General features: G+C 71.5%; 20 protein-coding genes and 1 riboswitch. Of the genes, 8 read left to right on the forward strand and 12 right to left on the reverse strand.

All coding sequences use genetic code 11. The annotated features are described in order from the left end of the window. The first annotated feature begins 8 nt into the window (after positions 1-8). From cydB to AH6_RS04825, 4 genes are read left to right on the forward strand one after another with little or no spacing between them, the layout of a single operon-like run. A complete protein-coding gene (cydB, locus tag AH6_RS04810) occupies positions 9-1,046 on the forward strand; it encodes a cytochrome d ubiquinol oxidase subunit II (protein ID WP_067474145.1) in 1,038 nt (345 codons plus the stop codon). Next, positions 1,043-2,692: a thiol reductant ABC exporter subunit CydD gene (gene cydD / locus AH6_RS04815; protein WP_067474148.1), complete on the forward strand. Its 1,650-nt coding sequence runs from the start codon at positions 1,043-1,045 to the stop codon at positions 2,690-2,692. Before cydB ends, cydD begins: the two co-directional genes overlap by 4 nt. Further along, positions 2,689-4,404, forward strand: coding sequence for a thiol reductant ABC exporter subunit CydC (gene cydC, locus AH6_RS04820; protein ID WP_067474150.1), 1,716 nt, complete (start codon positions 2,689-2,691; stop codon positions 4,402-4,404). Before cydD ends, cydC begins: the two co-directional genes overlap by 4 nt. A 32-nt stretch (positions 4,405-4,436) precedes the next feature. Next, complete coding sequence (locus AH6_RS04825) at positions 4,437-4,946, forward strand: universal stress protein (protein WP_169807796.1); 510 nt, start codon at positions 4,437-4,439, stop codon at positions 4,944-4,946. Positions 4,947-4,949: 3 nt separating this feature from the next. Here the strand turns inward: AH6_RS04825 and AH6_RS04830 are convergent, their stop codons facing one another. From AH6_RS04830 to AH6_RS43425, 8 genes are all read right to left on the reverse strand, one after another. Further along, positions 4,950-5,399: an SRPBCC family protein gene (locus tag AH6_RS04830; RefSeq protein WP_067474157.1), complete on the reverse strand. Its 450-nt coding sequence runs from the start codon at positions 5,397-5,399 to the stop codon at positions 4,950-4,952. A 36-nt stretch (positions 5,400-5,435) separates the two neighbouring features. Then, entirely contained in the window at positions 5,436-6,464 is a 1,029-nt protein-coding gene (locus tag AH6_RS04835; RefSeq protein WP_067474160.1) for an alpha/beta fold hydrolase, read from the reverse strand. Between the two features lie 172 nt (positions 6,465-6,636). Then, complete coding sequence (locus AH6_RS04840) at positions 6,637-7,350, reverse strand: SDR family NAD(P)-dependent oxidoreductase (RefSeq protein ID WP_067474163.1); 714 nt, start codon at positions 7,348-7,350, stop codon at positions 6,637-6,639. Between the two features lie 22 nt (positions 7,351-7,372). Further along, positions 7,373-8,479, reverse strand: coding sequence for an epoxide hydrolase family protein (locus tag AH6_RS04845; protein ID WP_245679183.1), 1,107 nt, complete (start codon positions 8,477-8,479; stop codon positions 7,373-7,375). 59 nt (positions 8,480-8,538) lie between these two features. Continuing rightward, positions 8,539-9,429: a helix-turn-helix domain-containing protein gene (locus tag AH6_RS04850; RefSeq protein ID WP_067474166.1), complete on the reverse strand. Its 891-nt coding sequence runs from the start codon at positions 9,427-9,429 to the stop codon at positions 8,539-8,541. 106 nt (positions 9,430-9,535) lie between these two features. Further along, positions 9,536-10,144 carry a TetR/AcrR family transcriptional regulator gene (locus AH6_RS04855; protein ID WP_067474926.1) on the reverse strand — a complete coding sequence of 203 codons (609 nt, stop codon included), beginning with the start codon at positions 10,142-10,144 and terminating at the stop codon, positions 9,536-9,538. 971 nt (positions 10,145-11,115) lie between these two features. Next, positions 11,116-11,385, reverse strand: coding sequence for a hypothetical protein (locus AH6_RS04860; protein WP_067474168.1), 270 nt, complete (start codon positions 11,383-11,385; stop codon positions 11,116-11,118). 216 nt (positions 11,386-11,601) lie between these two features. Beyond that, the gene (locus AH6_RS43425; RefSeq protein WP_157431269.1) at positions 11,602-11,784 is read right to left on the reverse strand and encodes a hypothetical protein; all 183 of its coding nucleotides are present in this window, start codon (positions 11,782-11,784) and stop codon (positions 11,602-11,604) included. A gap of 331 nt (positions 11,785-12,115) precedes the next feature. Here AH6_RS43425 and AH6_RS04865 point away from each other — a divergent pair, with 331 nt between their 5' ends. Next, positions 12,116-12,520: a hypothetical protein gene (locus tag AH6_RS04865; RefSeq protein ID WP_157431270.1), complete on the forward strand. Its 405-nt coding sequence runs from the start codon at positions 12,116-12,118 to the stop codon at positions 12,518-12,520. 108 nt (positions 12,521-12,628) lie between these two features. After that, positions 12,629-12,934, forward strand: coding sequence for a hypothetical protein (locus AH6_RS04870; RefSeq protein WP_067474174.1), 306 nt, complete (start codon positions 12,629-12,631; stop codon positions 12,932-12,934). 328 nt (positions 12,935-13,262) lie between these two features. Here AH6_RS04870 and AH6_RS04875 read toward each other — a convergent pair whose 3' ends face one another. After that, positions 13,263-14,066, reverse strand: coding sequence for an NAD-dependent epimerase/dehydratase family protein (locus AH6_RS04875; protein WP_067474177.1), 804 nt, complete (start codon positions 14,064-14,066; stop codon positions 13,263-13,265). Positions 14,067-14,296: 230 nt separating this feature from the next. Further along, complete coding sequence (locus AH6_RS46510) at positions 14,297-15,013, reverse strand: CHAP domain-containing protein (protein WP_067474180.1); 717 nt, start codon at positions 15,011-15,013, stop codon at positions 14,297-14,299. A 14-nt stretch (positions 15,014-15,027) separates the two neighbouring features. Then, a riboswitch (cyclic di-AMP (ydaO/yuaA leader) is annotated at positions 15,028-15,197 on the reverse strand. A gap of 561 nt (positions 15,198-15,758) precedes the next feature. On the opposite strand from AH6_RS46510, the gene AH6_RS04885 reads away from it, so the two are divergent. Then, positions 15,759-15,998 carry an EF-hand domain-containing protein gene (locus AH6_RS04885; RefSeq protein ID WP_067474183.1) on the forward strand — a complete coding sequence of 80 codons (240 nt, stop codon included), beginning with the start codon at positions 15,759-15,761 and terminating at the stop codon, positions 15,996-15,998. Positions 15,999-16,079: 81 nt separating this feature from the next. Next, the gene (gene vph, locus AH6_RS04890) at positions 16,080-16,943 is read left to right on the forward strand and encodes a viomycin phosphotransferase (RefSeq protein WP_067474186.1); all 864 of its coding nucleotides are present in this window, start codon (positions 16,080-16,082) and stop codon (positions 16,941-16,943) included. Between the two features lie 277 nt (positions 16,944-17,220). On the opposite strand, the gene AH6_RS04895 is transcribed toward vph, so the two are convergent. Together AH6_RS04895 and AH6_RS04900 are read right to left on the reverse strand one after the other, a co-directional pair. Then, the gene (locus AH6_RS04895) at positions 17,221-18,459 is read right to left on the reverse strand and encodes a WD40 repeat domain-containing protein (protein ID WP_067474189.1); all 1,239 of its coding nucleotides are present in this window, start codon (positions 18,457-18,459) and stop codon (positions 17,221-17,223) included. Next, a complete protein-coding gene (locus AH6_RS04900) occupies positions 18,456-18,986 on the reverse strand; it encodes a SigE family RNA polymerase sigma factor (RefSeq protein WP_067474193.1) in 531 nt (176 codons plus the stop codon). Before AH6_RS04900 ends, AH6_RS04895 begins: the two co-directional genes overlap by 4 nt. Positions 18,987-19,303 lie beyond the last annotated feature (317 nt).

Genomic DNA, 19,303 nt, shown 5'->3' on the forward strand with positions numbered 1-19,303 from the left:
CCAAGGCCATGGAACTCACCACCGTCTGGTTCCTGCTCATCGCCGTGTTGTGGACCGGCTACTTCGTCCTGGAGGGCTTCGACTTCGGCGTCGGGGTGCTGCTGCCGGTGCTCGGCGCGCGCTCGGCCGCGCACGCCGACACCGACCGCCGCATCATGATCAACACGATCGGGCCGGTCTGGGACGGCAACGAGGTGTGGCTGCTGGTGGCGGGCGGCGCGACCTTCGCCGCCTTCCCCGAGTGGTACGCCACCCTGTTCAGCGGCTTCTACCTGCCGCTGCTGCTGATCCTGGCCGCGCTGATCGCCCGCGGCGTCGCCTTCGAGTTCCGCGGCAAGGCCGACGATCCGCGCTGGCGGCGCGCCTGGGACCACGCGATCTTCTGGGGGTCGCTGGTCCCGGCGTTCCTGTGGGGTGTCGCGTTCGCCAACATCCTGCGCGGTGTCCCGATCGACGCCGACCACCAGTACACCGGCGGCCTGCTGAACCTGCTCAACCCCTACGCGCTGCTCGGCGGCCTCACCACGCTGGCGGTGTTCACCCTGCACGGCGCGGTGTTCCTGGCGCTGAAGACCGACGGCGAGGTCCGCTACCGCGCCCGCGCCCTGATCGAGCGGATGTGGCTCCCGACGGCGGCGGTCGCCGTGGCGTTCCTCGTCGCCACCCAGCTCCAGCACGGCCGCGCCCTCACCTGGGTCACCGCCGCCGTCGCCGCCGCGGCGCTGGTCGGCGGGGTCGCGGCGGCGCTGCGCGGCCGCGAGGGGATCGCCTTCACCGGCACGGCCGTCGCGATCGTGGCGACCGTCGCCACGCTGTTCGGCGACCTGTGGCCGAACGTGATGCCGTCCTCCACCAGCGCCGCGTTCAGCCTGACCGTGCACAACGCCGCCTCCACCCCCTACACCCTGACCGTCATGACGTGGGTCGCGGTCGTCTTCACGCCGCTGGTGCTGCTCTACCAGGGCTGGACCTACTGGGTGTTCCGGCAGCGGATCACCCGCACCGCGATCACGCCCGTCCCGGCCGCCGACGAGGCTGCCCGGTGAAGCCTCTCGACCCGCGCCTGCTGCGCCGGGCCCGCGCCGCGCGCGCCTTCCTGGCCGCGTCGGCGGTGTCGGGCCTGGTCACCACGGGCCTGATCGTGGCGCAGGCGGTGCTGCTGGCCGACGTGCTGGCCGGGGCGTTCGCCGGACGGACCGCCGCCGCGCTGACGCCGTCGCTGCTGGCCCTGCTGGCGATCGCGGCGGCGCGGGCAGCCGTCGCCTGGGCGGCCGAGGCCCTCGCGCACCGGTCGGCCGCCGCCGTCAAGACGCGCCTGCGCCGCGACCTGGCCGCGCACGCGCTGCGCCTCGGGCCCGGCCGCCGCGCGGGCGGCGGGCCGGGCGAGCTGGCCGTCCTCGCCTCCCGAGGCCTGGACGCGCTGGACGCCTACTTCGCCCGCTACCTGCCGCAACTCGTCCTGGCGTGCCTGGTACCGGTCGCGGTCCTCGCCGTGACCGTCCGCGCCGACCCGCTGTCAGCGCTGGTCATCGCGCTCACCCTGCCGCTGGTTCCGATCTTCATGATCCTGGTGGGGCTGCACACCCGCGCCCGCACCGAACGGCAGTGGTTGCTGCTGGAGCGCCTGGGCGGCCACTTCCTCGACGTGGTCGAGGGCCTGGCCACGTTGAAGGTCTTCGGCCGTGCCAAGGCGCAGGCCGCCGTGATCGGCGACATCACCGCCGCCCATCGCCGGGCGACCATGCGCACGTTGCGGGTGGCGTTCCTGTCGGCGTTCGTGCTGGAGCTGCTGGCCACGCTGGCGGTCGCCGTCGTCGCGGTCGAGGTCGGGCTGCGACTGCTGGGCGGCGGCATCGACTACCGGACCGCGCTGCTGGTGCTGCTGCTGGCGCCCGAGGCGTACCTGCCGCTACGCAACGTTGGCGCGCAGTATCACGCGAGCTTGGAGGGCGTCACCGCCGCCGAACGTGTTCTCGACGTGCTGGACGCTCCCGTTCCTGAGGGCTTGGCGACGGGGGAGGGGCCCGCCCGTCCCAGCCTGGCGAACGTCACCGTGCGTTACCCCGATCGGGACCGCCCCGCCCTGTCCGACGTCACCCTTGACCTTCGCGACGGGGAACGCCTGGTCGTCACCGGCCCCAGTGGCGCAGGGAAGAGCACGCTGCTGGCGCTGCTGCTGCGCTTCGTCGAGCCGTCCGAGGGCACCACGGGCTTCGGGCACGTCCCTGCCGAGCAGTGGCGACGCGGCGTCTCCTGGGTGCCGCAGCAGCCGCACCTGTTCGACGCCAGCGTGGCCGACAACATCCGGCTCGGCGCGCCCGACGCCGACGACGCCGCCGTGTGCCGCGCCGCCCACCTGGCCGGGGCCGCCGCCTTCATCGAGGAGCTGCCGCAGGGCTACGCCACCCCCGTCGGGGAACGCGGCGCGCGCCTGTCCAGCGGCCAGCGGCAACGCCTGGCGCTGGCCCGCGCGTTCCTGCGCGACGCGCCCCTGCTGCTGCTCGACGAGCCCACCGCCCACCTGGACGGCGGCACCGCCCGCGAGATCCGCGACACCGTCGAACGGCTCATGGCGGGCCGCACCGTCGTGCTCGTCACCCACGACCACACCTGGACGCGGGCCGCCGACCGCGTCGCCGAACTCCGCGACGGCCGCCTGACCGTCCACGAACCCCTGGCGGTGCCGGCATGACCACTCCCTCGGTGCGCCTGCTGGCCTACGCCCGCCCGATGCGCGGCAGGCTCGCGCTGGCGGCCCTCGCCGGAGCCGGGACAACACTGGCGGGCATCGCGCTGCTCGGGACGTCGGGCTTCCTGCTGGCCCGCGCCGCCGAGCACCCGAGCGTCACCGCGCTGACCGTGGCCGTCGTCGCCGTCCGCGCCCTGGGCATCGGGCGCGGCGTGCTGCGCTACGCCGAACGGCTCGTCTCGCACGATGCGGCGTTCCGCGTGCTCGGTGACCTGCGCGTCCGCGTCTACCGCCGCCTGGAGCGCCTGGCCCCGGCGGGCCTGGGGCGGTTCCGGTCCGGTGACCTGCTGGCGCGGCTGGTGTCGGACGTGGACGCCACCCAGGACCTTTTCCTGCGCGGCGTGCTGCCGCCGGTCGCGGCCGCGCTGGCGGGCGGCGCGACGGTGGCGGCGTGCGCGTTCCTGCTCGCTCCGGCCGCCGGGGTGCTGGCGGTCGGGCTGCTGGTCGCCGGGGTCGTCGTGCCGTGGACGACCGCCGTGCTGGCCCGACGCGCCGCGCACCGGGCGAGCGCCGCGCGCGGGACGTTGTCGGCGCGGACCGTGGACGTGTTCACCGGCGTCGCCGACCTGACCGCGTTCGGCGCGCAGGACCGCGCCCTGGCCGCCCTGGACGCCGCCGAAGCCGACCTCGCCGCCCACACCCGCCGCAACGCGTTCGCGCAGGCGGTCGGCGCGGGCTTGGCCGTCCTGACCAGCGGCGCGACGGTCTGGGGCGTGCTGGTGCTGGGCGTGGCGGCCGTCGAGGACGGCACGCTGGGCCGCGTCCCGCTGGCCGCGCTGGCGCTGACGGCGCTCGCCGCCTTCGAGGCCGTCGCGCCCCTGCCCGCCGCAGCGGCCCGCCTCGCCGAGACGGCTGCGGCGGCGCGTCGCATCACCGGCGTTCTGGACACGCCCGAACCCGTCCGGGAGCCGGTCCTGCCGCTCCCGGCTCCCGAGCGGCCGGTCACGCTGCGGCTGCGCGGCATGAGCGCCCGCTACGCGGCGGACGGCCCTTGGGCCATCCGCGATCTCGACCTGGACCTGACGCCCGGCCGCCGCGTCGCGCTCGTCGGAGCCAGCGGCGCGGGCAAGAGCACCGTCGCGGCCGTGCTGCTGCGCTTCCTGGACGCCGAGCGGGGCAGCGTGACCCTCAACGGCCGCGACCTGGCCGACTACGCGTCCGACGACGTACGCGCCGTCGTCGGCGGCTGCCCGCAGGACCCGCACGTGTTCGACAGCACGGTCCGCGAGAACCTGCGCCTGGCCCATCCCACCGCGACCGACGACGACCTGCGCCGCGCCGCCGCCGACGCCCGCCTGCTGCCGTGGATCGAGTCGCTGCCGCAGGGCTGGGACACCCCGGTCGGCGCGCACGGCGCGCGCATGTCCGGCGGCGAACGCCAGCGCCTGGCCCTGGCCCGCGCCCTGCTCGCCGACCCCGCCGTGCTGGTCCTCGACGAACCGACCGCCCACCTGGACCCGGCCGCCCGCACCGCCCTCACCGCCGACCTGCTGCGCGCCACCCGCGACCGGACCGTCCTGCTCATCACCCACGACCTGACGGGCCTGGACCAGGTGGACGAGATCGTCGTGCTCGACCGGGGCCGGGTGGTCCAGCACGGCCCCCACGACGCGCTGGACCGGCACGACGGCCCCTACCTGCACCTCACCCGCTGATGCCTCAACCCGACCCCTCGAAAGGACAGTCCATGCCCTCCTCCTCTGCTCCGGACCCGATGCGCGACATCTGGGAGGTGCCCGCCGGTGGCCTGGACGCCGAGTCCTGGCGGAACCGGATCGTCGTCGGCGTCGACGGCTCGTTCGGCGCGGACCGGGCCCTGCGCTGGGCGGCGAAGCAGGCGGCCGACGACGGCGCGGTGCTGGACGTGGTGTCGGTGTGGGAGGACCTGGGCGAGCAGGCCCCCGCTCTGCCCGCCCTGGACGACGACCGGCGCCGCATCGCGGGCGAGCGCCTGCAACGCGCGCTGGAGACCTTCGTGCGCTGCCGCGAACGCCCCGAGCACGTCATCACCGCACCGCTGCACGGCCCGCCCGGCGAGCAGTTGGTCGAGCGCGCCCGCGACGCGCGGCTGCTGGTGCTGGGCACCACCGGGATCAGCTCCCCGGAGATCCCCGGCGGCATCGGCCTGTACTGCATCCGCCGCAGCGTCACGCCCGTGGTGTTCGTCCCGGACGGTTTCGTGCCCGGCGCGGCATAGACCTCACTGCGTCCGCTCGCACTCCTCGGCGTAACGGGCCAGTCCCTCCGCCATGCCCTGCATGAATTTCCTGATGTAGCGCGGCATGAACCAGCGCAGCAGCCAGCTCGTCTCGTACTGGCCGTGCCAGTGGATGAGCGTGCCTACGCCGGGTATCGGATCCAGCTCGATGCGCGCGCGATAGTTGCTCATCGACGAGACGAACGCGTCCTCGTAGCCGAGGAGGCGCGGCTCGATCTTCTCGGTCAGCCGCTCGCCGGTCACGGTGCGTCCCGTCCGGAAGGCCCGGATGGCACCGACCTCATCGTCGCCGCCGGGATCGAGGCCGACCGAGCGTGCCGTCTCCAGGCTGTCGATCCGGGACCAGCGCGGCCAGCTCGCGGCGTCGACCAGGAGCTTCCAGACGGTCTCCTGCGAGGCGCTGGTGGTCACGGTGACGTCGTATTTGTGCATGTCAGATGGCTCCTTTGGGTGAAGGGGCGGGCGGTGTCATCCACCGAGGAAGCGCAACAACTCGGCGGTGACGAACTGGGGGTTCTCCTCGACGAGCCAGTGGCCCGCCTTCGGCACGTCCACCGCGCGCACGATGTTGGTCATGCGCGGGGCGGCGGTGGCCCGGACCGGTCCGATCTGTCCCTGGGCGGCCATGAGCAGGGTCGGGACGCGTACCGGTCGCGCGGCCGTGGTGTCGCGGACGTCCTTGTCGAGGGCGCGGTAGAGCTCGAAGCCGCCTGCCAGGGCTTCGGGGCGGCGGTAGGTGCGCGCGTACTCGTCGATCTCGGCGTTGGTGAACGGGGACCGCTCCGAGGTGCCGCCGAACGCCGTCCCGCCGAACGAGACCTGCGGGTAGAACAGCGCCAGGTACTCGCGGACGTCGTCACTGACCACCGCTTCGGGGACGCGCCGCTGGGAGTGGAAGGCGATGTGCCAGCTCATCGAGCGGTATTTGGCCGCGTCGATGGCGGGGCCGGGGAGCGGCAGGTCGAGGTAGCCGAGGCGTGCGGTGTCGTTGGGGAACTGGGCGGCGTACTGGAAGGCCACGGCGGCACCGAAGTCGTGCCCGATGACGCGAGCGTCGCGCACGCCGAGCCGCTCGGCGATCAGCTTGTGCACGTACCGCGCCAGGGCGGCCTTGTCGTAGCCGGTCGGTGAGCCGGTGCTGTCGCCCAGGCCAGGGAGATCGATGGCGTAGACGGTGTGGTGCTTGGCGAGCTCCGGCATGATCGGCCACCAGCCGTACCAGGTCTGCGGCCAGCCGTGGATCAGCACGACCGGCGTGCCGCGGCCGCCCGTCACGTAGTGCATGCGGACGCCGTCGACATCGGCGAACTGGTGCCGGAAGGTCTTCTTGAACTGGGGATCGTCCTGCGTGGCGGTGGCGTAGGAGGGGACGGCGTCGGCCGCCGGTGGGGAGCAGGCGGCGGTGCCGGTCGCGAGCAGGAGGGCGAGGGCGGCGGCCGTCGCTGCGCGCGTTGATCGGAGGCGGCGGCGCGACGGCGGCCGGGGAGCGGTGGTCATGGATTCCTGTCGTGATGCGGTGCTGGGCACGGTGGGCCTCCTTGTGTGGGATGCGTTCAGTCTTGACAGGAGACCCACGATTTGGCACGAAATCTTGCGGTTACGGCAAGACGAGCGCGTGTGCGGTGCGCGCTTCTGCGTTCGACGTCAGCAGCGAGAACCGTCGCGCAGCTCAGAGCGCCGTGTAAGCGCCGTCGACAAGGTGGTAGCTGCCCTGCACGAACGAGGCCCGGTCGGAAAGCAGGAACGCCACCACTTCCGCCACCTCCTCTGGCCGCCCCAGCCGACCTTGCGGATGCAGCGGCACCACGGCCTGCTTGTCGGCCTCGGCCAGGAGCGTCGTGTCGATGAAAGCGGGGCCGACCGCGTTGACGCGTACTCCTTGCTCGGCGTAATCGAGGGCGGCGGTCTTCGTCAGGCCCACCACCGCGTGCTTGGCGGCCACGTATGCAGCGGCTCCGGGGAAGCCGTTGGTGCCCAGAACCGAGGCCATGTTCACGACCGCCCCGCCGCCTGAGGCGACGATCGCGGGCAGCTCGTAGCGCAGCGAGTAGAAGACACCGTGCAGGTTGACGTCGATGATCCGGTGCCATTCGGCCAGGTCGTACGCGCCCGTCGGGGTGACGGTCCCGCTGACGCCCGCGTTGTTGACCGCCAGGTGCAGGCCCCCGAACCGGTCGACGATCCGCTGCACTCCGGCCTCGACCGACCCCGCGTCGGCCACGTCCAGCTCGATGGTGTTGTCCAGGTCCAGCGCGTCCAGGGCGGCCTTGTCGCGGTCCGCGACGACGACCACGGCACCGCCCAGCGCCAGCCGTCGCGCGACCGCCAGTCCGATGCCCGCCGCACCTCCGGTGACCAGCGCGACCTTGCCGTTGAACTCCATCACGACCGCTCCCTCAACTCGTTCATCGGTTCCCCGAAGGGACGGGTGCCGCATCCCGCGCATGGCGGAAGGCGTCCCTGATCTCGGCCACCAGAACCGCCGGTTGTTCCAGGCCGGGAAAGTGGCCGCCGTGGTCGAGTTCGTGCCACGACCGCAGGTCGAGGTAGCGGCGCATCGCTTCCCAGTACCAGCGAGCGGACGAAGCGCCGGTGCCGGTCAGCCAGTACAGCGCGATGTTGTCGATCTGCTCTGCCACGCTCACGCCGCCACCGGCCTCGGGCCGGGTGTCGGAGTAGGCGGCGAACTTCTCGCCGAGCCACGCGGCCAGGCCGGAGGGCGAGTCGAGCAGGGAGTAGCCGAGCGTCTGCGGGCGCGTGCTCATCACCATCCCGAAGCCGTAGCCGTCCGCCAGATGCAGGTCGCGCCGGTCCAGCAAGCGCTGTTCGGCCGGGTCGGGCGCGACGCGGTCCTCCGGCAGGGGAGAGGCCAGCGGCATCGTCAGGTGCAGGCCCGCGACGCGTTCGGGAGCAAGGAGTGCCAGTTCGGTGCTCACGTGGGCACCCCAGTCCCCGCCGTGCGCTCCGAAGCGCTGGTAGCCGAGCGCGGTCATCAACGCGGCCCACGCCCGCGCGACGCGGCCCGGGTTCCAGCCCCGCTCGCGTGGCCGGTCGCTGAACCCGAAGCCGGGCAGCGACGGTACGACGACGTGGAAGGCGTCGCGGGCCGAGCCGCCGTGGGCGACGGGATCGCTGAGCGGCCCGATCACCTTCTCGAACTCCAGCACCGAGCCGGGCCAGCCGTGCGTCAGCAGCAGGGGCAGCGCCGTCGGTTCCGGTGAGCGGACGTGCCAGAACGCGATGCGGAGTCCGTCGAGACGTGCTCGGTAGTGCGGGATCGCGTTCCAGCGGGCTTCCCGGGCGCGCCAGTCGTGCTGCCGCCACGCGTCCAGCAGCGTCGTCAGGTGGCGCAACCCGATCCCTTGCGTGGCGTCCGGCACCGTCTCGGGCTCGGGAAGCCGGACCCGCTCCAGACGGGCGCGCAGATCGGCCAGGTCGTGATCGGGGACGTGAACGGCGAAGGGCTGGATCTCCGGCACCGCCGCCATCTCGTCCGAGGGGATGTCGGTCATGGCCAAAAACCTAGGGACAGGCCGTCACCGATCCCATGCGCGAGATTGCGGGGCGACGATCAGGAATTGCGGTACACCGAGGGCCGCACTCCGGTGTCCCGCAGGAAGGCGGTGGACAGGGCACCGGGGCTGGCGAAGCCGCACCGCAGCGCTATCTGGGCGATCGGCAGGCCGGTGTCGCGCAGCAGCCGCTTCGCCTCCTCGATGCGCAGCCGGGTGAGGTGCCGGTACGGGGTCGTCCCGGTCGCTTCCTTGAAGACCCGGACCAGGTGGTAGACGCTGAGGTGCACCTCGTCGGCGATGTCGGCCAAGGTGATCGGATCGGCGAGCCGCTCGCGCATCATCGCGACGGCCGCGCGGACGCGTGCGTCCTCCCGTGTCGGCGTTCGGGGGACCGGCCGCCGCGCGTGGCGGGTGAGCAGGTGCGTGGTGAGGAAGGCGGCGGCGGACTCGGCGTACAGATCGTCGGCCGCGCCTGGGGCTCCGGCCGTCCGGACGATCTCCTCGATCAGCGGGTCGCCGGAGGCCAGGGACGCGGCCATGGCCTCGTAGTCCACCGCGCGGCCGCCCAGCTGCGCCGCGACCGCGTCGACGGTGCCGCGCGGGACGTGGACCTGCACGCTCCGCATCGGCCCGTCCCCGCGATAGCTGCGGAGGACGGGCTGGTCCGGGACGCGCAGCTCAAGCCGTCCCGGCTGCCAGGCGTCGCGGCTCCCACGGCCGCCGCTGCGCGTCTCCATCACCGCCCGTCCGGCGACCGGCAGCACCAGGTGCAGATCGGCCGCGCCGGGCAGCTCCATGTCCTCGACGACGGGAACGTGCTCGAACCGCTGGACGAGCAGGGACTGCCAGCCCGCGTCCTCCCAGCTGCAATACGTCCGCCGAACGTAACGGGCCATATCGAAACCGGCGTACGGCTGGAGGTCGAAGTGGGCGGAGTCGAACACCATGCCGCCGAGGCTACCGAGCGGGTCGTCTGATTCGGGGGCACCGGATGGGGGCAAGGCGTGCAGGAGCTGGCGGAGCCGTTCGCGGTCCGTCAGGCTCCTGCCGGTCTCAAGCCCCGTGACCCGGCGTCGCAGTTTCAGGGCGTGGTCCCATGCCGGTGAAGAGGGCATTGAGGACGCGATCGACGTAGTCGGGGGTCAGGGGTTCCTGGGTGACCAGGAAGCGGTAGTACAGCGGGCCGGACAGCAGCGCCATCCCCAGGTCCAGGTCGAAGTCGGGTGCCAGTTGTCCCTGCTGCTGGGCCGTCTTCAGGCGGGCGAAGGTCTTCTCGGTCTGCGGCCGGATGAAGCGCTCGTTGAGGGTGGCGGCGACCTGGGGATCGTGCTGGGCCTCGCCGATCAGCGCCTGGAACACCGGGCCGAAGGGTGGCCTGCTCAGCAGGTCGATGGCCGCGTGGATCTGTTGGCGCAGGTCGGCGGCGACGTCGCCGGTGTCGGGGTAGTCCAGGTCCGGCCCGTGCAGCGACAGCAGCGCGTCGAGCAGCAGGGCGCCCTTGGACGGCCAGCGGCGGTAGATGGTGTGCTTGCCCGCTCCGGCGCGGGTCGCGATCGCCTCGATGCTGAGCCGGGCGTAGCCGATCTCCTGGCCCAGTGCCAGCGCGGTCCGCATGATGTCCTCGGTCCGGTCGGCACCGCGCCGGTTGCCCCTGTCGGTCATGCGGACCATCATATCGGCACGGCACGTGCCGTACTTGACATCGGGCTCCCACGCCGGGCATCGCTCCTGACGGCACGGCACGCGCCGTTTACTTGAGGGAGCGGTGGACGCCGTTCTGATCACCGTGACGGCGGGTCCGATCAGGCGGCTACAGGCAAACGAGCACCACCTTGCGGGCGTCCGCCACCTGTCGCACCCCGGGCCCATAGGACGCTGCGCCACGGCCACGACCCCGCCGATGCCCTCTCGCGCCCCTCGCCCTCTCCCTAGGAGACCCCTTGACGACGCCGCCCATTCCCGCCGACCCGACCGTCGTGCACCCCATGCCCGACCAGCCGCGCGTGGTGCTGCTGAAACCGCTGGTCACCTCACCGCTGATCGAGGTCGGGAGTTCACCTACTACGACGACCCGGACGACCCGACGGCGTTCGAGACCCGCAACGTGCTCTACCACTACGGCCCGGAGAAGCTGGTCATCGGACGCTTCTGCGCGCTGGGAGAGGGCGTGGGGTTCATCATGAACGGCGCCAACCACCGCATGGACGGCCCCTCGACGTTCCCCTTCCCGATCATGGGCGGTTCCTGGGGATGGCCAGCACGTGACGTCGGGGGCGCTTCCCCGATTCGGGCGAGCGAGCGGCGAACGTTCCGGCAAAGGCGATACCGGCCGGTCGTCCAAGCTCCAGCACCCGTGATCGTTCCAAGCGACCACGATGGATCGAGCGGTCTGAGTGGCACGTTCGGGGCGAGCCGGACCCCTGGCACACCGAGCCCCGGTTCGCCGCATCGTGTTGCGTGGAACCGGGGCTCGGGTGTGACGCCGGCGGTGCTTCTGCGGACTTCGCGACTTGCGAGGCCGTACGGAATCGTCGGTGGTGGACGGCGACCCCGGAGCCGGATGGGCAGGCCGCCGGGCAGAGGTCGGTGCGATCTGCCCAGGAGTCCGGAGCTGACGAAGCGCGGCTGCCGTTCTAGTCGTCGTCTTCGTCTTCCTCGCCGTCGTCCTCGTCGTCTTCCCCGTCGTCCTCGTCCTCTTCGCCTTCGTCGTCGTTCTCGTCGTCATCCTCGTCGCGGTCGTCGTCGTCAAAGGCGTAGGCGGCGACGGGGTCGGTCGGCGTCTGCCCGGCCGTGTTGGGCGCGGTCTTCTGCGCGACGGTGGCGGCATCGGCGGGCAGCGCCAGACCGGCGCTGATGGCGGCGGCGGCCAGGGTCAGCGTCGTCCAGCGGATCGGGGTCTTCACATGTCCTCCAGGATGATTTGACTGATCACTCCCTTACGTAACCATTTGAAGCAGGATGATTACTCTACGTAAGAAGATCATAGGTAATCCTTCCGCTCAGCGCCGCGCCGGTCGGGCTCGCGCCGAGCAGCGTTACCGGCGGCCAGCCGACGTGTGGCTCTGACCGCCTTCGTCCTGCCCGTCCCCGGCCGCCGAACGTGCCGGTCGGCGGTCGCGCTACGGCGGCGGCATCTCGTCCATCGAGTCCGAGTGCTGCTCGAACTCCGACTCTCCGGCCTCCTGGCCGCCGTCGGCGTCGTTGCCATGCAGGGCGGACGGGCCGTAGGGGCCGGACAGGCCGGGACGAGCGGCGCCGAGCACCGCGCCGCCGCCCTTCCTGCGATGGGCGTTAGGGATCATCGGGGAGCCGTCCGTCGTTCCGGAAGGCCAGCGGAAGAAGCCATGGCCCGAGTCTTGCGGGCGACGGCCGCCCGCGTCTTGTTCTCTGGCTGTGTCGTCGGCCGAACGGGGGGAGTGAGGTGCATAAATCCGCGCAGATCTCCCGGCCGCCGACACGATCGGGCGGGCTTCGGCCGCAGGCGGGGTGACCGGCCACGACCTGGGAGCGCGTCCCGTCGGGAGCCCCCTCACGACGGGACGCCGGATGCCCGCGAAGACGACGTCGAGCCGTTTTGACCGCCATCGGCCACGGAGCTTCCGGCAAGATCGGCAGCGTGGTCGGCTGGTGGGCATGCGTGCTGGCGCCTATGCGGTTCTGGGACTCGTCGCGGGCCTGCTGGCCGGATGCGACACCGATTCCGCCGCCCCGCCGTCCCGTGCAACGCCTCCGGTCGCACTGCCGTCGCAGCCGGACCGGCCACCCGCCGATCCCTTCAAGGCGTGCCTGCTGGGCAAGGGCATCCGGTTACCCGAGGACGAGCGCAGGCGGGGGAACGAGGAGCTCATGCGTACGGGCATCGAGTCCTGCGCGTCGTTGCTCGCTCCAGGAGATCGGGTCCGGGTTCCGGTGGTGCAGGGCAGTTCGTTCCAGACATGCCTGAGCAGGCAGGGCGTGGAGCTGCCCGCTCGCGGCGAGTGGCTGGTGATCGACCGGCGCGAGGACCGCGTCATGGACGCGGCCCTCAAGCGGTGCTGAGGCGCGTCCCCGCCAAGCCTTGGGCGGCAAGGGTTCGGCACATATAGACGCCCTCGTCTTTTCGAGAGTAGCGTGGCCGATCATGCTCGCGCGGGGCGGAGGTTGGGTGTGGCCGGTACTCAATACTGGGGCGACACGTTGCGTGGCCTGGGGATCACCGGGCTGGTCGTCGGGCTGCTCCTCATCGGGGTGAGCTTCGTGGCGGGCAAGGACGCCGAGGATCCGAGGTGCGGCGGCAAGGCGATGGGCGGTGATGACACCTGCTACTCGTCGAAGTCGGGCCCGCAGAGCTACGACGAGCGGGCGTCGAACGCCCAGGCGGCGTCGACCTGGCTGCTGCGCATCGGCGGGGGACTGGCGGTGAGCGGCGTCGGAGCCATCGTCGTGGGCAGCGTGGCATCGAGGCGCTACTGAGCGCATCGTCCCGAAAGGTCCTTGCGGCGGGTAGCACCTGACCGTGCAGCAGACCGTCGGCTGGACCGACCAGCCGCCGGAGCGCCGACTGCCGGGCACGCGCCGCTGACCACATCACGTCTGGACGTGCGGGCAGCGGCCTGCGATCACTGACTCGGCCGACCGGAAGCGTCTCGCCGTCGGTGGATCGGCTGACAGCGGCTGCCGCTCAGTCTCAGCAGCGTGGGCGGACCGCCTGGACATCCAGGTGCCCCTTCCACGCCTGCTCAACGCCATTTTCGAAGTCGTCGTCTCGTTGCCGGAGGTGCAGGCTTGGCGGTGGGCGGTCTCACGAACAGACGTGCTTCAGCGTGAATTCGGGCAGCGCATACGGACCGGCCTGAGGTGCTGAAGAGTCGGCGGGAAGTTCGGCGTCGGCGATGTGCGGCGCGTAGGTCTCGGCGTTGTCGACGGGTGTGTAGGCCAGTACCGATTCGTCGGGGAGTTCCCAGAAGCGGCGGGTGTTGGCGGAGACCGCATACGCCGTGGCGAAGCGGAGGGAAGCGGGAGCGGTGAGCGCCGCCCGGATGTATCCGACGGCGTCGCGCGGGCTGAGCCAGGTCGCCAGGTGGCGAGGCTCGGTGGGCACTTCCTCGTAGCTGCCGATGCGCAGGCAGATGATCGGGAGGCCGAACTTGTCCGCATACAGCCGCCCCAGGGCCTCGACGGCGGCCTTGCTCACGCCGTAGAGGCCGTCAGGCCGCACCGGTTCCTGCGGGTCCGTGCGATGGGCGACGGGGTAGAAACCGGCGACGCGGTTGCTGCTGGCCAGCACCACGCGTCGGCTGCCCGCGCGCCGTGCGGCCTCCAGTACGTGGTGGGTGCCCAGCACGTTCGCATCCAGCAGATCACCGAGAGGCGCTTCGTCGGGAACTCCGCCCAGGTGAAGCACGACGTCCGCACCGGACAGCGCCGACTCCACCGCTGCCGCGTCCCGGAGATCGACGTTGTGGACCTCTTCGGCGGCCGTCTCCGCTTGGATCGGAACACGGTCGAGCAGGACCAGCCGATCCGCGTCGTCCCTCAGCGCAGTCCGGGCCGCAGAGCCGATGGTCCCCGCCGCACCGGTGATCACTACCGTCCCCAGCCCCACGACGCCCTCCAGGCTCGATGATCTTCCGATCCTGTCACGCCGCCGGAGACGGTGTCAGCTCCCAGTGGGTTTTCGCACCTGTCCCGGGATGGCGCTGGGCGTGACGGTCTATCTCCGCTCGGGTGCTAGGACGCTGGCTCGAATCTGCTCTTAAGCGGACCGGCCGCCGCGCGGGGGCGTGGCGGCCGGTGGGGGGTCAGCGCTGGTTGGGAGGCGGGACTGGGTGGTGTTTAGGCGCCGTAGTTGGGGTGGCCGAAGCCGACGATGTTTTTGAGGTTGTGGTGGGTGCGGGTGATGACTTTGTCGCCGATGTTGCCTTCGACAGTGTGGATGGTGCCGTGGGGGGTGGTTTTGGTGACCATGCCGACGTGGTCGATGCCGGCGATGGTGTGGCCGCCGTTCCAGTCGAAGAAGACGAAGTCGCCGACGCGGGGGGTGCGGTCGAAGCGGTGGTGGTTTTTGAACCAGGTGGCGTGCCAGGGGGTGTAGGCGAAGCGGCCGGTGTTGTGGTCCTGGCCGTTCTGGGTGGCGGCCCAGCTGAGGAACATGTCGCACCAGGGGGCGGTGGCGTAGCCGGTCTGGCGGGTGGTGGTCTGGTACCACTTGCCGAAGGCGGAGGTGCCGTCGGCGGCCTGGCCCTCACCGACCCGGGACAGGGCGGTGTCGACGACCTTCTGCGCACTGGCCGCAGCCGCACTCCCCGCAGCACTACCGGCGGCGTTGGTGTTGGTGGCGGGCTGGGCGGCGGGCCGGGTCTCAGCGTGCGCGGTCCCGGCGGCACCGGTGAGGGTGGTGAGTCCGGTGAGTCCGGCTAGGGCGGTGGCCGACAGCAGGGTCGCGGCCGCAGCGCGCTTCACGGCGTTGTGCTTGATACCGGTGCGCTCGGCGGCGCGATGCTCAGCGGCAACAGCGGTAGCAGCGGGGGTGGTGGTGTGGGTGGTGGTCATGCGGTGGGGTGCTCCTGATCTTCCAGTGCGCCTACCGGGTTAGCTGTCGGGTTCGGGCGCGGAAGTGGCCCTACCGGCTCTCTTCGGGCGTCGCTGTGGGCGGCGCGAGAAAGACGGATTCACCCCGGGTAACGGTGGGTCCCCGGTCCCGCACGCGCAGGTGCGGGTTCGGCGGTGCACGGATGCCCTCAGACAAGGGAGGGTGTGCGGTGAACAGAATGGGGCGCCTTCACTGCAGGACCGAGCAGGTGCTGGCGGGTCCTGGCGGGGCCGGGCTGGCTGGCCGGGCAGGTCGAACGGCGCCGTGACCAGGGGGTCTTCCCCGTCGGTCACACCCATCTCAACCAGGTCAACCCGGGGTATATTTCCCCCTCCCCCAGATCAATCCCAGGTCAAGACCACCATCCCTTGCGCCACACTCGAGTCAAGAACCCCCACGAGCCCCACCCCACAGGGCCTCACGACCCGTTCCAGGGATGCAGTCGCGCCCCCGCCCACCCCCTGAAAAGATCTTCAAAATCCGGCGGAGACGAGCGAAGCGCACCCTCAAGGGACTATCCGCCCAGCTCAACGAGAGGCCGCAGGACTACCGACTCGCTCACAGCACCACACCCGTCTCATGAAGCCTTGAGATGGGCCGGGAGGGCGGCTCGGTAGATGCCCGCCCTTGGACGTAAGCGCTTCCTTGCGGCTCTCCAGGAACGGTTACGATCAAGGGCCACGGTCGCCGCACGGAGGGAAAGACATGTCTGATCAGTACGAGGCGGTGTTCGCTCAGCACGACACCGACGGGGACGGGCAGCTCACCGTGGACGAGGTGACCGCGGCGATCTCCGGGATGTTCCCGGCCGCCGAGTTGGGCGATCTCTCCGGGATCGTCAAGGCCCTGTTCGCCGAGTACGACACTGATCAGGACGGCCTGCTGTCGGTGACCGAGTTCGTGCCGCTGGCGAAGAACCTTCCCGAACTCAGTGCCGGAGACTGAACACCGGACCACGCGCACGGCCCCCATCGCAAATCCGCCACCGCGCCGTCCCCATGGTTTGCCGTTCGTCGAGGTCGTCCCGTGAGCATCCGGCGAACACATCGTGCTCTGCTGAGTCGTTTGTTGCCCGACGACCGGCTGGACGACCTCGCCGAGCGCCAGGGGCAATTCCACAACGTCGTCATCGGCTCGGACCGTGTCGTGTGCCTGCCTCGTACCCAGGCAGCGGCGGTGCGGCTGCCCCAGCGCCTGGCCGCACTCCGCGCACTTGCCGGGCTCGACCTCGGCTTCCGCACACCTGAGCCGCTGCTCCAGGGCGAAGCGCACGGCGCCGACGAGCCGCCGTTCCTGGTGCTGAGCCGCATCCCCGGCGAACCGCTGCAAGCCGACGCGCTCAACGATGCCCGGGTGGCCGACGCCGTGGCGGCGCAGTACGTCACGTTGCTGACCGGCCTGGCCCGCGCCGGCACCGACGAGACGGTCCGAGCGGTCCTCCCGCAGGCATCCGAAGACCAGTGGCGGCACTTCGCGGCCGGTGTGCGCGCGGAGCTGTTCCAGCTCATGTCCGACCAGGGGCGTCTGCGGGCCGATCGAGAACTCGCAGCGCTCGACGGCTTGCCCCACCTCACCCGAGCGGTGGTGCACGGCGACCTCGGTGCCGAAAACGTGCTGTGGGAGTGGACGCACGGGCGGCCGCACCTCGCTGGAGTGATCGACTGGGACGGCGTCACGATCGGCGACCCGGCCGAGGACCTCGCCGCCATCGGTGCCAGCTACGGCCGCGACCTCCTGGAACGGGTCATCGCCCTGGGCGACTGGTCCGGCGACGGCCTCAGCACCCGCATTGCCGCGATCCGCGGCACGTTCGCCTTGCAGCAAGCCCTTGACGCCCTCCGTGACGGCGACGACGAAGAGCTGGCGGACGGCTTGGCCGGCTACCGCTGAGGTCCGCCGGCACATCGGCTCCATCGAGCACTACATGTGACGGCGACCCGGCGACGGCACTGGGGGATCTCGCGCTGCGGGACGGTCCGGGTCCCTCCCTGGGACTCATTGAACCGGACGAACGGGCGGCCGGGAACGAGTGAGGCGCACCGCCTCCCCATGCCCGGCAGCCCGTCCGGCCAGCTCAGCAGGACCCCTTCAGGATCGAAGCACAGGTGCCGCCTGTTCCGGCTCCGGGCGGACACGACGGCGGTCGGGCCCGCCATCTCCTCGGCCACTAGGAGACGTAGCCTCCGGTCATCTGGGCGGCCCGGTAGGTCCGCAGCTTGAACGTCCCCAAGCTCTCGAACTTGCCGGTGTTCAGATCGACGATGACGGCCCGGCTCGCCGTGACGGGGACCTGCTGGCGCGCCGGCGCGGTGGCGGAGCCGGGCGGGCCGTTCCGGCCGGACACCTCCTTGAGGGTGAAGACCTTCGACGGCCCCGCCCAGCCGCGGATGCCGTACACCGCCCCGCCGGACAGGCGGGCCGGGAGTGTTCTGGTGACCTTTCCGGTGCGCGCGTCCAGGAGCATGATCCGGTCGTGGCGCTTGTTGGTGGTGAAGAGCGTCCGGCCGTCCGGCGACAGCAGGTTGGTGCCGCCGGCGCCGGACAGGTCGACGCGCGGATCGAGCCGCACGCGGCTGCGCACCTTGCCGTCCGGCCCGGCCAGCGCCAGACCGGTCGGGTTGTACCCTCCCTCGGCCAGCACGATCGTGGAGGCGTCGTGGCCGAGACCCGCCACCGGCGCGTCGGGCAACGCGGTCACGGCTCCCGTCGTCGTGTCGGCGAGCACGCTCTTCTCGGCGCCCGGTTCACCGGAGGTCAGGACGAGCCGCAGCCCGTCCCCGGAGAAGACCAGGAAGTGGTAGGTCTTGTGCAACTCGGCGAGCGGCATCGGCAGGGCGACCGGGATGACCCGTCCCGAGGCCAGCTCGCGGACCACGAACCGCTCCCGGCTCGCCTGGTAGTAGGCGACGCGCCGCCCGTCGGGACTGATCTCCAGCGGTGCGCTGCCGTTCATCGTGTTGCCGGTGCCGGTCCGGTAGGTCCCGACGCCGTCGGCCAGACGCCACTGTTTCCAGGAGCTGTCGACCAGCCGCCACTGCCCGCAGTCGCCCTTGGGCGGCGCGACGTTCGGACCGCCCTTCTGCCCGCACCAGTCGAGGAAGGCGAACCGGATCGGCGCGACGTTCCTGGCCGGCATCGGTCCGGGCAGTCGCCCGGCGTTCAGGGTCTCGCCGGACCGCGTGATCAGCGGGCTGGCGGGCGGCGCGGACTCGGTCCTCTCCCCGGGGATCAGCATGACGCCGGCGACGACCGCGGCGGCCGCGCCCGCGGCGGCGACCGGCGTCGCGATGAGCCGGGTGCGCCTGCGGCGGCGCGCCCGGGTGATGACGCGTCCGGCGAGGTCGGCCTGCGGGGCCGGGGCCTGTTCGGCGAGCTCGCGCAGGACGCGGTTCAGCTGGGGGCTCATCGGGTCACCTCCGTGGTCTCGGTGTCGGCCAGCAGGCCGGCGAGTCCGGGCTCCAGGGCGCGCAACCGATCGAGCGCGCGGTGGGTCTGGCTCTTGACGGTGCCGACCGAGCAGCCCAGCAACCGCGCGGTCTCGGCCTCGGAACGGTCCTCGTAGAAGCGCAGCACGATGACGGCGCGCTGCTTGGCGGTGAGCCTGCCCAGCGCCTGCCGCAACACCATGGTGTGCAGCGTTCCGGCGGCGAAGTCCGGAGCCCCGTCCGGCTCCGGGGGGTCGGCGCTCGGATGGTCTCCGTGCCTGCCCCGGCGCCGCCACCAGGTGATGTGCTCGTTGTGGAGGACCCGCCGGACGTAGGCCTCGGGATCGCCCGCCGCCGTCACCTTCCGCCACCGCGGCGCGACCTTGACCAGCGCGCTCTGCACGAGATCCTCGGCGAGGTGCCCGTCCCCCGTCAGCAGGAACGCCGTCCTCAACAGTGCCTGCCCCCGCGCGGCCACGAACTCCGGCAGGCCGTCATAACGCGTCATTCATCCTCCTTGTCGCCCGTTACACACGCCGGAAGACCAGCGAGGGTTGGCGTCCGGAGAGAGCTTTCTGCCCGCACGGGCGGCCGTGACGGCGGCGAACTCCACGACCTCGGAACGGCCTGACGCCCATGACGATCACCCGGTCATCTCTGGCGGATGTCGTCAGAAAGCCCTGGAAAGATTCTCCCAGCGAAGCTCGCAACGAGCCGATGACCAGCCTGTCATCGTGAGAACTGTGTGCTGTGGGAACGGCTACGACATTCAGCTTTCGTTGCGGCTCCGAGGGATGGGCAGGCCGCACCTGCGGTGAGGGGGAA

Origin of the sequence: Actinomadura hibisca NBRC 15177, assembly GCF_001552635.1 — a bacterium.
Taxonomy (GTDB): Bacteria; Actinomycetota; Actinomycetes; order Streptosporangiales; family Streptosporangiaceae; genus Spirillospora; species Spirillospora hibisca.

Excerpts from the sequence above, each read along its gene's own strand:
- cydB (WP_067474145.1), top strand. The coding sequence starts at position 9 with ATGGAACTCACCACCGTCTGGTTCCTGCTCATCGCCGTGTTGTGGACC.
- cydC (WP_067474150.1), top strand. The coding sequence starts at position 2,689 with ATGACCACTCCCTCGGTGCGCCTGCTGGCCTACGCCCGCCCGATGCGC.
- AH6_RS04825 (WP_169807796.1), top strand. The coding sequence starts at position 4,437 with ATGCCCTCCTCCTCTGCTCCGGACCCGATGCGCGACATCTGGGAGGTG.
- AH6_RS04830 (WP_067474157.1), bottom strand. The coding sequence starts at position 5,399 with ATGCACAAATACGACGTCACCGTGACCACCAGCGCCTCGCAGGAGACC.
- AH6_RS04835 (WP_067474160.1), bottom strand. The coding sequence starts at position 6,464 with ATGACCACCGCTCCCCGGCCGCCGTCGCGCCGCCGCCTCCGATCAACG.
- AH6_RS04840 (WP_067474163.1), bottom strand. The coding sequence starts at position 7,350 with ATGGAGTTCAACGGCAAGGTCGCGCTGGTCACCGGAGGTGCGGCGGGC.
- AH6_RS04845 (WP_245679183.1), bottom strand. The coding sequence starts at position 8,479 with ATGACCGACATCCCCTCGGACGAGATGGCGGCGGTGCCGGAGATCCAG.
- AH6_RS04850 (WP_067474166.1), bottom strand. The coding sequence starts at position 9,429 with ATGGTGTTCGACTCCGCCCACTTCGACCTCCAGCCGTACGCCGGTTTC.
- AH6_RS04855 (WP_067474926.1), bottom strand. The coding sequence starts at position 10,144 with ATGACCGACAGGGGCAACCGGCGCGGTGCCGACCGGACCGAGGACATC.
- AH6_RS43425 (WP_157431269.1), bottom strand. The coding sequence starts at position 11,784 with ATGATCCCTAACGCCCATCGCAGGAAGGGCGGCGGCGCGGTGCTCGGC.
- AH6_RS04865 (WP_157431270.1), top strand. The coding sequence starts at position 12,116 with ATGCGTGCTGGCGCCTATGCGGTTCTGGGACTCGTCGCGGGCCTGCTG.
- AH6_RS46510 (WP_067474180.1), bottom strand. The coding sequence starts at position 15,013 with ATGACCACCACCCACACCACCACCCCCGCTGCTACCGCTGTTGCCGCT.
- AH6_RS04885 (WP_067474183.1), top strand. The coding sequence starts at position 15,759 with ATGTCTGATCAGTACGAGGCGGTGTTCGCTCAGCACGACACCGACGGG.
- AH6_RS04895 (WP_067474189.1), bottom strand. The coding sequence starts at position 18,459 with ATGAGCCCCCAGCTGAACCGCGTCCTGCGCGAGCTCGCCGAACAGGCC.
- AH6_RS04900 (WP_067474193.1), bottom strand. The coding sequence starts at position 18,986 with ATGACGCGTTATGACGGCCTGCCGGAGTTCGTGGCCGCGCGGGGGCAG.